At 40.8% G+C, this 14,683-nt stretch carries 11 protein-coding genes; 10 read left to right on the top strand and 1 reads right to left on the bottom strand.

Going from position 1 to position 14,683, the window contains the following annotated elements; all coding sequences use genetic code 11:
* Nucleotides 1–21: 21 nt before the first annotated feature.
* From PCY17_RS09855 to purH, 6 genes are all read left to right on the top strand, one after another.
* Nucleotides 22–3,747, top strand: coding sequence for a phosphoribosylformylglycinamidine synthase (locus PCY17_RS09855; protein WP_301393676.1), 3,726 nt, complete (start codon nt 22–24; stop codon nt 3,745–3,747).
* Nucleotides 3,748–3,902: 155 nt separating this feature from the next.
* A complete protein-coding gene (gene purF, locus PCY17_RS09850; protein ID WP_301393673.1) occupies nt 3,903–5,345 on the top strand; it encodes an amidophosphoribosyltransferase in 1,443 nt (480 codons plus the stop codon).
* A 44-nt stretch (nt 5,346–5,389) separates the two neighbouring features.
* Nucleotides 5,390–6,412 (top strand): phosphoribosylformylglycinamidine cyclo-ligase, encoded by a 1,023-nt coding sequence (purM, locus tag PCY17_RS09845; RefSeq protein ID WP_000182571.1) that lies wholly within the window; start codon nt 5,390–5,392, stop codon nt 6,410–6,412.
* On the top strand, nt 6,409–6,960 hold the full coding sequence (purN, locus tag PCY17_RS09840; protein WP_301393670.1) for a phosphoribosylglycinamide formyltransferase: 552 nt from the start codon (nt 6,409–6,411) through the stop codon (nt 6,958–6,960). The genes purM and purN overlap by 4 nt, the downstream gene beginning before the upstream one ends.
* Nucleotides 6,961–7,004: 44 nt before the next feature.
* Nucleotides 7,005–7,469 carry a GNAT family N-acetyltransferase gene (locus PCY17_RS09835; RefSeq protein ID WP_061853010.1) on the top strand — a complete coding sequence of 155 codons (465 nt, stop codon included), beginning with the start codon at nt 7,005–7,007 and terminating at the stop codon, nt 7,467–7,469.
* A 1-nt stretch (nt 7,470) separates the two neighbouring features.
* Nucleotides 7,471–9,018, top strand: coding sequence for a bifunctional phosphoribosylaminoimidazolecarboxamide formyltransferase/IMP cyclohydrolase (gene purH, locus PCY17_RS09830; protein WP_301393662.1), 1,548 nt, complete (start codon nt 7,471–7,473; stop codon nt 9,016–9,018).
* Nucleotides 9,019–9,200: 182 nt separating this feature from the next.
* Here the strand turns inward: purH and PCY17_RS09825 are convergent, their stop codons facing one another.
* Nucleotides 9,201–9,743, bottom strand: a complete 543-nt coding sequence (locus PCY17_RS09825; RefSeq protein ID WP_033605797.1) for a TetR/AcrR family transcriptional regulator — start codon at nt 9,741–9,743, stop codon at nt 9,201–9,203.
* A gap of 167 nt (nt 9,744–9,910) precedes the next feature.
* On the opposite strand from PCY17_RS09825, the gene PCY17_RS09820 reads away from it, so the two are divergent.
* The 4 genes from PCY17_RS09820 (at nt 9,911) to PCY17_RS09805 (ending at nt 14,486) form a co-directional block, all read left to right on the top strand.
* The gene (locus tag PCY17_RS09820; protein WP_301393657.1) at nt 9,911–10,420 is read left to right on the top strand and encodes an HXXEE domain-containing protein; all 510 of its coding nucleotides are present in this window, start codon (nt 9,911–9,913) and stop codon (nt 10,418–10,420) included.
* Nucleotides 10,421–10,598: 178 nt separating this feature from the next.
* Nucleotides 10,599–10,760 carry a type II toxin-antitoxin system RelE/ParE family toxin gene (locus PCY17_RS09815; RefSeq protein ID WP_002302001.1) on the top strand — a complete coding sequence of 54 codons (162 nt, stop codon included), beginning with the start codon at nt 10,599–10,601 and terminating at the stop codon, nt 10,758–10,760.
* 151 nt (nt 10,761–10,911) lie between these two features.
* A complete protein-coding gene (locus PCY17_RS09810; RefSeq protein WP_002274082.1) occupies nt 10,912–11,787 on the top strand; it encodes an Abi family protein in 876 nt (291 codons plus the stop codon).
* Between the two features lie 74 nt (nt 11,788–11,861).
* On the top strand, nt 11,862–14,486 hold the full coding sequence (locus PCY17_RS09805) for an NB-ARC domain-containing protein (protein ID WP_301393640.1): 2,625 nt from the start codon (nt 11,862–11,864) through the stop codon (nt 14,484–14,486).
* Nucleotides 14,487–14,683 lie beyond the last annotated feature (197 nt).

Raw genomic sequence — 14,683 nt, 5'->3', positions numbered from 1 at the left:
GAAATAAAGGAATAAGAATTGATGGATAAACGTATTTTTGTTGAGAAAAAGGCTGATTTTCAGGTCAAGTCAGAGAGTTTGGTAAGGGAGCTCCAGCACAACTTGGGACTGTCAACTTTGAAAAGTATTCGCATTGTGCAAGTTTATGATGTCTTTGACTTGGCAGAGGACTTATTTGCACCTGCAGAGAAGCACATCTTCTCTGAGCAGGTAACAGACCATGTCTTGGATGAAGCGGCTGTGCAGGCTGATCTTGCTAACTATGCTTTCTTTGCCATTGAAAGTTTGCCAGGACAGTTTGACCAGCGTGCAGCTTCTTCACAGGAAGCCTTGCTTTTACTGGGAAGTTCGAGTGATGTGACAGTCAACACAGCCCAGCTTTACTTGGTTAATAAAGATACTGATGCGACTGAGTTGGAAGCGGTCAAGAACTACTTGCTCAACCCAGTTGATTCTCGTTTCAAGGACATCACGACAGGAATTGCCAAGCAGGAATTTTCAGAGTCAGACAAGACTATTCCAGAATTGACTTTCTTTGAAAGCTATACGGCAGAAGACTTTGCCCGCTACAAGGCCGAGCAAGGGATGGCCATGGAAGTGGATGATTTGCTCTTTATCCAAGACTACTTCAAGTCAATCGGGCGCGTGCCGACTGAGACGGAGCTCAAGGTTTTGGACACTTACTGGTCTGACCACTGCCGTCACACGACTTTTGAGACGGAGTTGAAACAGATTGATTTCTCAGCTTCTAAATTCCAAAAGCAATTGCAAGCGACTTATGATAAATATATCGCTATGCGCGAGGAATTAGGTCGTTCTGAAAAGCCACAAACCTTGATGGATATGGCGACTATTTTCGGTCGTTATGAGCGTGCTAATGGTCGTTTGGACGATATGGAAGTGTCTGACGAAATCAATGCATGCTCGGTTGAAATCGAAGTGGACGTTGATGGTGTCAAGGAACCTTGGCTCCTTATGTTCAAAAACGAAACCCACAACCACCCAACGGAAATTGAGCCATTTGGTGGAGCGGCTACTTGTATCGGTGGCGCCATTCGTGACCCGTTGTCAGGACGTTCCTACGTTTACCAAGCTATGCGTATTTCAGGTGCTGGTGACATTACAGCGCCGATTTCAGAAACGCGCGCTGGGAAATTGCCACAACAAGTCATTTCGAAAACAGCGGCTCACGGTTATTCTTCGTATGGTAACCAAATTGGTCTGGCAACGACTTACGTTCGTGAATACTTCCACCCAGGGTTTGTAGCTAAACGCATGGAGCTAGGTGCCGTTGTTGGTGCTGCTCCTAAGGAAAATGTAGTCCGTGAAAAACCTGAAGCGGGTGATGTGATTATCTTGCTAGGTGGCAAGACTGGGCGTGATGGTGTTGGTGGTGCGACAGGGTCTTCTAAGGTTCAAACAGTTGAGTCTGTAGAGACTGCCGGTGCTGAGGTTCAAAAAGGGAATGCCATCGAAGAGCGCAAGATCCAACGCCTTTTCCGTAATGGCGATGTCACTCGTCTCATCAAGAAGTCCAATGACTTTGGAGCAGGTGGTGTCTGTGTGGCTATCGGTGAATTGGCAGATGGTCTTGAAATCGACCTCAACAAGGTTCCTCTTAAATACCAAGGTTTGAACGGTACAGAAATTGCCATTTCTGAATCACAAGAACGGATGGCAGTTGTGGTGCGTCCTGAGGACGTAGATGCCTTCGTTGCTGAATGTAATAAAGAAAATATTGACGCTGTTGTTGTGGCAACAGTGACTGAAAAACCAAATCTTGTCATGCACTGGAATGGTGAAACAATTGTCGACTTGGAACGCCGTTTCCTTGATACAAACGGTGTGCGCGTGGTTGTCGATGCCAAGGTGGTAGACAAGGATGTCAAGCTTCCAGAAGAACGTCAAACATCTGCTGAAACACTTGAAGCAGATACCCTTGCGGTTCTATCTGACCTCAACCATGCGAGTCAAAAAGGCTTGCAAACCATCTTTGACTGTTCGGTCGGTCGTTCAACGGTCAATCACCCACTTGGTGGTCGCTACCAACTCACACCAACTGAAGCTTCTGTGCAAAAGTTGCCAGTCCAACACGGTGTGACTCACACTGCGTCAGTCATGGCGCAAGGTTTCAACCCTTATGTGGCAGAATGGTCTCCATACCACGGTGCTGCCCATGCGGTTATCGAAGCGACAGCTCGTTTAGTGGCTGCTGGTGCCAACTGGTCTAAGGCTCGTTTCTCTTACCAAGAATATTTCGAGCGCATGGACAAGCAAGCTGAGCGTTTTGGTCAGCCAGTAGCCGCCCTTCTAGGCTCTATTGAAGCACAAATCCAGCTTGGTTTGCCATCTATCGGTGGTAAGGACTCCATGTCTGGTACCTTTGAAGAATTGACGGTACCACCAACCTTGGTCGCCTTTGGGGTGACGACGGCAGATAGCCGTAAGGTGCTCTCTCCTGAGTTCAAGACTGCTGGTGAAAATATCTACTACATCCCAGGTCAAGCTCTTGCTGCAGAGATTGATTTTGACTTGATTAAGTCTAATTTTGCTCAGTTTGAAGCCATCCAAGCTGGTCACAAAGTAACATCTGCATCAGCTGTCAAATACGGTGGTGTCCTTGAAAGCTTGGCTCTTGCTACTTTTGGGAATCATATTGGTGCAGAGGTAACCTTGCCTGAATTTGAAACAGCCTTGACAGCTCAATTAGGCGGATTTGTCTTCACATCTCCTGAAGAAATCGCTGGAGTAGAGAAGATTGGACAAACGAAAGCAGACTTTACACTCCTTGTCAACGGTGTGAAGCTAGATGGACAGAAGCTTGACAGTGCCTTCCAAGGGAAACTGGAAGAAGTTTACCCAACAGAATTTGCCCAATCTAAAGAATTGGACGAAGTACCAGCTGTCGCTTCTAACGCAGTCATCAAAGTCAAGGAAACTATTGAAAAACCGGTGGTTTACATCCCAGTCTTCCCAGGAACAAACTCGGAATATGATTCAGCAAAAGCTTTTGAAAAAGAAGGTGCAGAAGTCAACTTGGTGCCATTCGTGACCTTGAATGAAGAGGCTATTGTCAAGTCAGTTGAAACTATGGTTGACAATATCGGCAAGGCTAATATCCTTTTCTTCGCGGGTGGTTTCTCAGCTGCGGATGAGCCGGATGGATCAGCTAAGTTTATCGTCAACATCCTGCTCAATGAAAAAGTGCGTGTAGCTATTGATAGCTTTATCGCTCGTGGTGGCTTGATTATCGGTATCTGTAATGGGTTCCAGGCCTTGGTCAAATCAGGTCTTCTTCCATACGGGAACTTCGAGGATGCTAACAGTACTAGCCCAACCCTCTTCTACAATGATGCCAACCAGCACGTGGCTAAGATGGTGGAAACTCGAATTGCCAATACCAACTCGCCATGGTTGGCTGGTGTGCAAGTGGGCGATATCCACGCTATTCCTGTTTCGCACGGTGAAGGGAAGTTTGTCGTGACGGCTGAGGAATTTGCAGAGCTCCGTGCCAATGGTCAAATCTTTAGCCAATACGTTGACTTTGACGGCAAACCAAGTATGGATTCTAAGTACAATCCGAATGGTTCTGTAAATGCCATCGAAGGAATTACCAGCAAGAACGGCCAAATCATCGGTAAAATGGGACACTCAGAACGTTATGAAGACGGTCTTTTCCAAAACATCCCAGGAAATAAAGACCAGCACCTGTTCGCGTCGGCTGTTAAATACTTTACTGGAAAGTAAGATTTGTGTTTTTTCCGATAGACAATATCAGTAATGTAAAAGCCATGTAGCTCTTGATGATTGTAAAAGGTTTGTTTTGCGAGTGCAACGAGCTTCTACCGTATCGTTCGGCTCTACTGAAGGAATGATGCAAAAATAAAAATTAGGTATAAAAAATGACATACGAAGTAAAATCTCTTAATGAAGAATGTGGTGTTTTCGGTATCTGGGGACATCCAGATGCTGCAAAATTGACCTATTTTGGGCTCCACAGTCTTCAGCACCGTGGTCAGGAGGGGGCAGGAATCCTCTCCAATGACCAAGGACAATTGAAGCGCCATCGTGATATGGGGCTGTTGTCAGAAGTGTTCAGAAATCCAGCTAATTTGGATAAACTAACTGGAACGAGCGCGATTGGACATGTTCGTTATGCGACTGCTGGCGAAGCTTCTGTGGATAACATCCAGCCCTTCCTCTTTCGCTTTCATGATATGCAGTTTGGACTTGCTCACAACGGAAACTTGACCAATGCAGAATCGCTCAAGCAAGAATTGGAACAAAGAGGAGCTATTTTCAGTTCAACTTCGGACTCAGAAATCTTGGCTCACCTCATTCGTCGGAGTCACAATCCCAACTTGATGGGCAAAATCAAGGAGGCGCTCAGCCTTGTAAAAGGTGGCTTTGCTTATATCCTGCTGTTTGAGGACAAGTTGATTGCTGCGCTTGATCCTAATGGTTTCCGTCCACTTTCTATTGGGAAAATGGCCAACGGAGCGGTGGTGGTTTCGTCAGAAACCTGTGCTTTTGAAGTCATCGGTGCTGAGTGGATTCGTGATGTAAAACCAGGGGAAATTGTGATTGTGGATGACAATGGGATTCAGTACGATAGCTATACGAATGATACCCAGCTGGCGATTTGCTCTATGGAGTATATCTACTTTGCCCGTCCTGACTCTAATATCCATGGTGTTAATGTCCATACGGCCCGTAAGAGAATGGGAGCGCAACTAGCCCGTGAATTCAAGCATGAAGCGGATATTGTGGTCGGTGTGCCAAATTCCTCGCTCAGCGCAGCTATGGGATTTGCAGAAGAATCTGGTCTGCCAAATGAAATGGGTCTGATCAAAAACCAATACACCCAACGCACCTTTATCCAACCGACTCAAGAATTGCGGGAGCAAGGGGTGCGGATGAAACTGTCTGCTGTTTCGGGTGTTGTCAAAGGCAAACGTGTGGTTATGGTGGATGATTCCATTGTTCGTGGGACGACCTCTCGCCGTATCGTTCAGCTTTTGAAAGAAGCAGGTGCGTCTGAAGTTCACGTTGCTATTGGTAGTCCAGCGCTAGCTTATCCATGTTTTTACGGGATTGATATCCAGACGCGTCAGGAGCTGATTGCGGCCAATCATACGGTCGAAGAAACTCGTCAAATCATTGGTGCGGATAGCCTGACCTATCTTTCGATTGATGGCTTGATTGATTCTATCGGCATCGAAACAGATGCGCCGAATGGTGGTCTCTGTGTCGCTTACTTTGACGGCGATTATCCAACACCTCTTTATGACTATGAGGAAGACTATCGTAGAAGTTTGGATGAAAAGACCAGTTTTTACAAATAGACGGATAAAGACTCCCCATTAAAGGAAAGGAAGAGGAGACAAAGATGACAAATAAAAATGCTTATGCGCAATCCGGTGTGGATGTTGAAGCGGGTTATGAAGTTGTTGAACGGATTAAAAAGCATGTAGCTCGTACGGAGCGTGCAGGTGTTATGGGAGCTCTAGGTGGTTTCGGTGGCATGTTTGACCTTTCAAAAACAGGTGTCAAAGAGCCGGTCTTGATCTCAGGGACTGATGGTGTCGGAACCAAGCTCATGTTGGCCATCAAATACGACAAGCATGATACCATCGGTCAGGACTGTGTGGCCATGTGTGTCAATGATATCATCGCTGCAGGTGCGGAGCCCCTCTATTTCCTCGACTATGTGGCGACAGGGAAGAATGAACCAGCTAAACTAGAACAAGTGGTTGCTGGTGTGGCAGAAGGCTGTGTGCAGGCAGGTGCAGCCCTCATTGGTGGGGAAACAGCTGAAATGCCTGGTATGTATGGCGAAGATGACTACGACTTGGCTGGATTTGCGGTCGGCGTAGCTGAAAAATCTCAAATCATTGACGGTTCAAAGGTGGCAGAAGGCGATGTTCTTCTCGGACTTGCCTCAAGTGGGATTCACTCAAATGGTTACTCCCTCGTTCGTCGTGTTTTTGCGGACTACACAGGTGAGGAAGTCTTGCCGGAATTGGAAGGCAAGAAACTCAAGGAAGTCCTTCTTGAGCCGACTCGTATCTATGTCAAGGCTGTCTTGCCACTCATCAAGGAAGAGTTAGTCAACGGCATTGCCCACATCACAGGTGGTGGTTTCATCGAGAATGTCCCTCGTATGTTTGCGGCTGACCTAGCTGCGGAAATTGAAGAAGACAAGGTTCCAGTGCTTCCTATTTTCAAGGCTCTTGAAAAATACGGTGAAATCAAGCATGAAGAAATGTTTGAAATCTTCAATATGGGTGTGGGACTCATGCTGGCAGTTAGCCCTGAAAATGTAGGTCGCGTCAAGGAATTGCTGGATGAACCAGTTTATGAAATTGGTCGCATCGTCAAGAAAGAAAACGAAAGTGTCATCATCAAATGAAAAAAATAGCGGTTTTTGCCTCTGGTAATGGCTCAAACTTTCAGGTGATTGCCGAAGAATTTCCGGTGGAATTTGTTTTTTCAGACCATCGTGACGCCTATGTGCTGGAACGTGCAGACAAGCTCGGCGTCCTGTCCTATGCTTTTGAACTCAAGGAGTTTGAGAACAAGGCGGACTATGAAGCTGCTCTTGTCGAACTCTTGGAAGAGCACCAGATTGACTTGGTCTGCCTAGCAGGCTACATGAAAATCGTTGGGCCAACCTTATTGGCAGCCTATGAAGGCCGAATCATCAATATCCATCCAGCCTATCTGCCAGAATTTCCAGGAGCTCATGGGATTGAGGATGCTTGGGATGCTGGTGTTGCTGAGAGCGGCGTGACCATTCACTGGGTGGACTCTGGTGTAGATACAGGAAAGGTCATCAAACAAGTACGCGTACCACGACTAGCTGATGATACCATCGATAGCTTTGAAGCTAGTATTCATGAAGCGGAGTACAAGTTGTATCCAGAGGTGCTGGATAGCTTGGGAGTGGAGAGAAGGTAAGAAGTAAATCAAGTTTTGATTGCGCAATCTTGCTAGGAGAAAAAATGATTGAACTGAAATTAGTAGATGAGAGCAGTTTTCAGGCAGTGCTGGATTTGAAAATATCTGAAGCTGATGAACGAGCACGTTTCGTGGCTCCAAACGTACGCTCTTTAGCTGATGCATGGCTCTACCGGAAAAACGAAGATGTGTTTCCGATGGCAATCTATTGGGATAAGCAAGTGGTTGGCTTTCTCCTGCTAGAAATAGACAAGGATGAAGCGGAATACTTTATCTGGCGGATAATGATTGGTCAGCAGTACCAAGGAAGAGGTTATGGTCGAAAAGCCTTGGAAGTTCTAATCAAAGAGGCTCAGATGGATAGAGCTTGCAGTCATATTACCGCAGATTATGTGGTTGGAAATGAAAAAATGAAGTACCTGTTGACTAGTCTGGGTTTTCAGGAAACAGGATTTATAGAAGAAAATAACGAAGTCGCTATGCGCTTGGATCTAAAGAAAGAGGAATAGAATGACGAAAAAGGCCTTAATCAGCGTCTCAGACAAAGCGGGCATTGTTGAATTTGCCCAAGAACTCAAAAAATTTGGTTGGGATATCATCTCAACAGGTGGTACCAAAGTTGCCCTTGATAATGCTGGGGTAGACACTATCGCCATTGACGATGTGACTGGTTTCCCAGAGATGATGGACGGTCGTGTTAAGACTCTCCACCCAAATATCCACGGAGGGCTTCTCGCTCGTCGTGACCTCGATAGTCACCTTGATGCTGCTAAGGACAATCAGATCGAGCTCATTGACCTTGTTGTGGTCAATCTTTACCCATTCAAGGAAACCATTCTTAAACCAGATGTGACCTACGCTAACGCGGTGGAGAACATCGATATCGGTGGTCCATCAATGCTTCGTTCAGCAGCGAAGAATCACGCCAGCGTAACGGTTGTGGTAGACCCTGCTGACTATGCTGTTGTTCTTGACGAATTGGCAGCTAATGGCGAAACAAGCTATGAAACTCGCCAACGTTTGGCGGCTAAGGTTTTCCGTCACACAGCGGCTTATGATGCCTTGATTGCAGAATACTTCACAGCTCAAGTGGGTGAAGAAAAACCTGAAAAACTCACTTTGACCTATGACCTCAAGCAACCAATGCGTTACGGTGAAAATCCTCAGCAGGATGCGGACTTCTACCAAAAAGCCTTGCCGACAGATTACTCCATTGCTTCGGCTAAACAGCTCAACGGTAAGGAATTGTCCTTTAACAATATCCGCGATGCGGATGCTGCCATTCGTATCATTCGTGATTTCAAAGACCGTCCAACCGTTGTGGCACTTAAACATATGAATCCATGCGGTATCGGTCAGGCTGATGACATTGAGACTGCTTGGGATTATGCTTATGAGTCTGACCCAGTGTCTATCTTTGGTGGGATTGTCGTCCTTAACCGTGAGGTGGATGCTGCGACAGCTGAGAAGATGCACGGCGTTTTCCTCGAGATCATCATCGCACCGAGCTATACGGATGAAGCGCTAGCCATTTTGACCAACAAAAAGAAAAACTTGCGCGTCCTTGCCTTGCCATTTGACGCTCAAGATGCTAGCGAAGTGGAAGCAGAATACACAGGCGTGGTTGGTGGACTTCTTGTACAAAATCAAGACGTGGTCAAGGAAAGCCCAGCTGACTGGCAAGTGGTGACCAAACGCCAGCCAACCGAGACAGAAGCAACTGCTCTTGAGTTCGCTTGGAAGGCTATCAAGTACGTCAAATCAAACGGAATCATCGTAACCAATGACCACATGACACTTGGTGTTGGTCCAGGTCAAACTAACCGTGTGGCTTCTGTTCGTATTGCGATTGACCAAGCCAAAGACCGTCTTGACGGTGCTGTCCTTGCTTCGGATGCCTTCTTCCCATTTGCAGATAACGTGGAAGAAATCGCCAAAGCAGGAATTAAAGCTATCATCCAGCCTGGAGGCTCCGTCCGTGACCAAGAATCCATCGAAGCGGCGGACAAATATGGCTTGACAATGGTATTTACAGGTGTGAGACATTTTAGACATTGATGGGTATTTAAAAATTAGCTCATTATCAACTGTGATAAATGATTTATCACTAACAACGAGAGAAGACGTAAGTTGTCTTCTCTTTTTGTATGTCTAAAACAATAAGCATTTTAGTATTAGAAATTATTAAAATGATTTGTTAGAGCTGTTCATGACTAATCTCGAAAAACTCAGTTTCTCACTTAACTATTTTTCATACGTTTTATGGTGTTTAAGGTTGTTGTGACTAGCTCGTTAACAGGCATTGTCTGGTAATCTGTTTTTAACCATTCATCAAAAATATTGTAGAGACCTCCAACGATGAATCTACTATCATAAGTGATTTGTCTTTGATTACTGTTTGTGACATGCCAAGGTGCCATGACAGTAGTATAAGTAGCAGGAAGCTTATCATAAGACCTTTGCAAGATAAGCACGAGCAGGTTTGCGCCTTGCAAAATTTTTAATGGCTCAGTGTACTGGCTCCAATACTGAAAGAAAAGGTTCACCAAATCTTCAAAATTAGTCAGTTTTGCTGTTTGAAGTTCGATAATATAGTCTTGAATTAAGCGGTCTAAATAGTTCGTAAGAACTTCCTCTTTTGAATGGTAATAACGATAAAACGTTCGTCTAGCAATTTGAGCATGCTCGCTGAGTTCAGCAATGCTGATATTTTGGAGAGACTTCTTAGTTGCTAATAAATCGAACAAGGCTTCTTCCAGCCATTGCCGCGTTTGATATTCCATGATATTTTTCCTTTCCTGTCACACTTTTGGTCAAACTGTGCCAATTTCTCTTAACCTCTTGTTTTTGTAACAGTTTATCTTTATACTAAAAGTGTTGCGCGTGATATATGATTATCATTTATTCTTAACATTGTACAATCGTTAGTTGTTATTAAGGAGGTAAAGATATGAGTATTCTTTTTAATGTTTGGATGCTACCTATTTTATTTATTTTACACGATTTTGAAGAAATGATTTTTATGCCCTTGTGGAAAACACGGCATCATCAAAAATTAGAAACTTTTAAGAAACCGTTCTTTGGTTCCGTTACGCAAGGCTCCGCTTTTGCAGTAGGTGTGTTGGAGGAATTTATCATCCTGATGTTTATTTCTGGATTCTGCCAAATAACTCACAACACTTTACTCTATTTATCTTTTGTAATAGCTTATACAGCTCATTTCATAATCCATTATATCATGTGCCTGCAATTTAGGGGTTATGTTCCTGGAGTCGTCACAGTAACCCTAGAATTGCCAATGGTTCTAATGATTATTTCCCACTATTGGTCTTCTGACGTTCCTTTGTTATCAGTCTTTGTCTATCTTTTATTAGCCATGATAATAGCTTTTACGAATCTTAAAATAATGCATCTCATCATGCCAAAAATCCAAACACATCTAGAAAAATATGCGAAATGAAAAATGATTAAATGAGAGCTACTTTTTAACCTTTCTGAAAGAAAAGTTTAAGGAGCGATTAAGAAAGTTCTTATATACTATAGTCATCCTAGCAATAGGAATCCTAAAACTTTTCTTTTTCATAAATCTCCTAAAAAGCCCGCTTCAAGCGGGTTTTTCATTTTGGTTTGAGAAATTGATGGTACTGACAATACAAGACAGCAAGGCATTAATTGGCAATATCAAAGATTTCTGGCATTACCGCGTCGGACACTATCGTATCATCTGCCGTATTGAAGATGAGGGGCTGATTATTGTAGCTGTCAATGGCGGACATAGGAAAGATGTTTATAAGAAGTAAGCTGAGAAGGGTGGATTTTTCAGGTGTACATCGTGGCAATAAGCATTTCCTTCTTGACAAATTACTGATAACTTTAGTAAAATGATGTTAATAGGACCGCCCACCTCTCTCTGATGTGACAAGGCGGACATTTTTTTATATGGATGATTGAATGGAAATCAAAGAATTTAAGACTTTTGAAGAGCAGGTAGCCAAATTAATTGAGCACGGATGTGAGGATATAACTTCCAAGGAGTATGCCATCACTATTCTAAAACGTATTAATTATTATCGGCTAACTGCTTATTTTTTGCCTTTTAGAGATGAGGAGTCTCAAAAATATGACAGCAACAAGGTGTCTTTAGAGAAGATTTACAGCATTTATCAGTTTGATTCAGAGCTCAGACTTTTGCTAATGGAGTATCTTGAAGATATTGAGTTATATTTTAAAACGCAAGTTGCTTACCATCATTCTGAACAGTATGGCGCCTTAGCTTATAAATATAGCAAGAACTTTAACAAATATCACAAACACGATGAATTTATGAAGAATCTTGAAAAAGAACTGAGTTATCGAAGAAAGGATCCTATTTATAAACATCATCAGTTTAAGTATGATAGTGAATTTCCCTTATGGGTCTTAGTTGAATTTTTTTCATTTGGTATGACTTCTAAGTTTTATGCCGATAGTCCAAATTCAGTTCAAAGTCTCATTGCTAAAGATTTGAATATCAAGATAACTCAAGTTCGTACCTACCTTGAAGTTGCAGTTGTTCTTAGAAACTATTGCGCACATTACAGTAGGCTGTACTATAGAAGCTTCACAAAGGTTCCTGGACAGCTGCCACCTTTTATGACTGAAAATGTCAAAATTAAAAATCGCCTCATGGCTCAATTATATGCCATTAAACAGTTGTATACTGATCGTGATAAATGGAATAATAATTTTATCCCACGTTTAAGAGGCTTATTTGCTAAATACCAATCCAGTATTCATCTACATCACTTAGGTTTTACAGGTGACTGGGAATATGTTTTGAAGAAATAAATGTACAAGAAGTGAGCTGAGAGGCTTGCTTTTTTGGTATAATTAAAACAGAAAATAATACATGGAGTTTTTTGATGGAAAGATTTAATTTAAATAATCGTTTACTTATGTTTGCAGTTTGTACATCAATTGAATATGATTTAAGGAATTTTATCAGTAACAATAAGCCAGTAATAGGTTTACCGAATGATTTTGTTGAAAAAGCAAGAACTAGAAATTCTGACTCTACTTCTTCCAGTAAGGGGACATCTGATGAATATGAAATATTGATAGAACTGGATTTAGGAGATTTAGTATCATTTATTATAGGAAACCACAGCAGCTTCAGGGTCAATCTAGAAGAAAAGTCAAAAATGAAGAAAATTTTTGATAAAATTATTCCAATTCGAAATAGGGTTATGCATTCTAGGCCATTGGAATTTGCAGATCGCTCTACTTTAGAAGAAGCGTTAAATATAATTGATGAGGAACTTCCAAAAATCAATTGGAAGCAAGTAAAAGAAACAAGAAAGTTAATTTTAGAAAATCCTCAACAATTATTGATGGAAGTTAAACCTACAGTAAAAGATGATACAACTAAAATTTATCATAACTTACCATTGCCAGAATTTGATGATACTGGATTTGTAGGACGGAAAAAGGAAATTTCAGATCTAAAAGGACTCATTTTAAATAAAAAATCTCAAATTATTACTATTATTGGTAATGGCGGAATTGGAAAAACAGCTATTGCCATTAAATGCCTATATGATATTGTAGATGATCCTGAGCATCAAGATAGGTTTGATGCCATAGTATGGGTAAGTTTAAAAACAAAGTCTTTAACTAAAGGTGAGTTTATAAATATCAAAGGTGCAATTCATTCTGTTGAAGGAATGTATAAGTCATTACAAAAATCAACAGTTGAAGATTCAGATTCTCCAGTAGATGACATACTGAGTTTTATGCAGAATTTCAATACATTACTTGTTATTGATAATTTAGAAACAGTAACAGCGGGAGAAATACTAAATTTTTTAAAATCAATTCCAGATAATTCTAAAGTATTAATTACTTCAAGAAGTGGTGTTGGAGAACTAGAGACGCGCTTTAGGTTATCAGAAATGAGTTTAAAAGATTCAGAACAATACTTTAGGTTACTGTGCCAATATTACGGACTAGAGTTGTATAAGCGAGATAAAGATAGTTTGAGACAATTATTGACTGAAGATTTATATTCGAGTCCTCTCTCAATAAAATGGTTTGTCACAAGTATCTATTTTAAAACAGACGAGGCTAGTTTATTGGCACATAAGGACAATTTAATTCATTTCAGTATGTCGAATATTATTGACAAATTAAACCCCTCACAAAAAGAAATACTCCATTTATTTTTATTAGAAGGGAAACCTTTAGTATTTGGTGTAATTGATTTCTATATGGATAAGTCAACATATGAATTAGCTGAGGACATCAATGTATTACAGTCCACCAGTATGCTTGATTCAAAATCAAATACATATCAAATTAATAGTATGGCAAAAGATTACCTTTCACTATATAATAAGCCGAGTAACGATTTTATTAAAAAAGTTTCTAAAAAAAGAAGTGAGTTATCTCGTATTTTACAAAATATTCAACTTGAAAAAGAAGCATCGCCATTTTTCGCTAAGACTATTTTTGGTAATCTAGAAACAGATAATAAAAAGATTTCTTCATTTTATCTAAAGCAAGCTTTACAATATAGTGCAGATAAACGATGGAAAGAAGCTGAAGAATCTGTTGAGAGAGCTCGGGAAGTAGCTCCAGATTATTTTGAAGTTTATAAAATAAAAGCATATATAAATGCAGAGAATATGAATTTATATGAAGCTATTGAATCGTACAGAACAGCTGTAGAAAATGCTAATAAAGGTTATGAAAAAGCTACAGTCTTGTATTTATTTAGTATTTTTTACAGAAATAAAATGGATGATTATGAAAGTGCTTATCAAGAAATTTTGGAAGCTGAAAAAAATTATCCAGATTCAAAAGAGATATTACTTGAAAAAGCACGAGTGTTAATTTTTCTTGTAAGATATGAAGAAGCAGAGATGGCTTTAAAAAGTATTGATATTACTTCTGATGAAAAAGACAGATTTAAAAATCAATATATTAGTAGATATGCAGATTTATACATAAGGAAAGGGAGTCAATTTAAAAGGCGTGATTATAAGAAGAGATTAGAATTACTTGAGAAAGCGATCGAGTTAATTGAAGATTTGGAAACAATTGATGGGGGAACTGCTTCAATACTAATAAAAGCATTAAATGATCTATCCTTTTTATCTTTTGATCTAGATGCAAAGCAATTATTAGAAAAAAAGATTCAACAGCATTTCAGTTTAATAGTTAACAACACTAATAATGTAGTAAAGAAACTAAAAACGGCAATTTTAGAGCATAGTGAATCATATAGCGTCGATGTTGTTGATTTAGCTAAAAGACTAGGTGTCAATTATGACGCTTTAGCTCAAGAAATTACTGAGGACACTGAAGGAATTATAGTAACTATTAAGTATGATTCTGGTTTTGTAAAAAATTCCAACGGTTCATTTTATTTTAGTTTGGATGAGGTGAACTTTCTTAATCCAATTGTTGGAGATAGGGTTTCATTTGAGTATGAGGAGACACCCAGAGGGAAAAATGCAAAAAATTTAAATTTTATTGTTGAAAAGTAAAAAGATTAATGGTACTATAGTTGTAGGAAATTTGAACACAGAAAAAAGAGAAGAGATTATGATCTTCTCTTTTTTATTTTTAATACTTTCTTTTTCCCCGCACCACATCAGTGGTGCTTTTCTTTTCCGAATAAATGGGATTAGAAATTCAAACTACCGAACAAATATGTTATAATGGTTATGTATAATTCGTGAAA

Source organism: Streptococcus sp. SO2, assembly GCF_030440025.1.
This window is presented reverse-complemented; position numbering and strand designations above follow the sequence as displayed.

Bases quoted from the DNA above. Each gene is read 5' to 3' on its own strand.
- purH (WP_301393662.1), top strand. From the start codon at position 7,471: ATGACGAAAAAGGCCTTAATCAGCGTCTCAGACAAAGCGGGCATTGTT.
- PCY17_RS09825 (WP_033605797.1), bottom strand. From the start codon at position 9,743: ATGGAATATCAAACGCGGCAATGGCTGGAAGAAGCCTTGTTCGATTTA.
- PCY17_RS09835 (WP_061853010.1), top strand. From the start codon at position 7,005: ATGATTGAACTGAAATTAGTAGATGAGAGCAGTTTTCAGGCAGTGCTG.
- PCY17_RS09815 (WP_002302001.1), top strand. From the start codon at position 10,599: ATGGTACTGACAATACAAGACAGCAAGGCATTAATTGGCAATATCAAA.
- PCY17_RS09820 (WP_301393657.1), top strand. From the start codon at position 9,911: ATGAGTATTCTTTTTAATGTTTGGATGCTACCTATTTTATTTATTTTA.
- purN (WP_301393670.1), top strand. From the start codon at position 6,409: ATGAAAAAAATAGCGGTTTTTGCCTCTGGTAATGGCTCAAACTTTCAG.
- purF (WP_301393673.1), top strand. From the start codon at position 3,903: ATGACATACGAAGTAAAATCTCTTAATGAAGAATGTGGTGTTTTCGGT.
- PCY17_RS09810 (WP_002274082.1), top strand. From the start codon at position 10,912: ATGGAAATCAAAGAATTTAAGACTTTTGAAGAGCAGGTAGCCAAATTA.
- PCY17_RS09805 (WP_301393640.1), top strand. From the start codon at position 11,862: ATGGAAAGATTTAATTTAAATAATCGTTTACTTATGTTTGCAGTTTGT.
- purM (WP_000182571.1), top strand. From the start codon at position 5,390: ATGACAAATAAAAATGCTTATGCGCAATCCGGTGTGGATGTTGAAGCG.
- PCY17_RS09855 (WP_301393676.1), top strand. From the start codon at position 22: ATGGATAAACGTATTTTTGTTGAGAAAAAGGCTGATTTTCAGGTCAAG.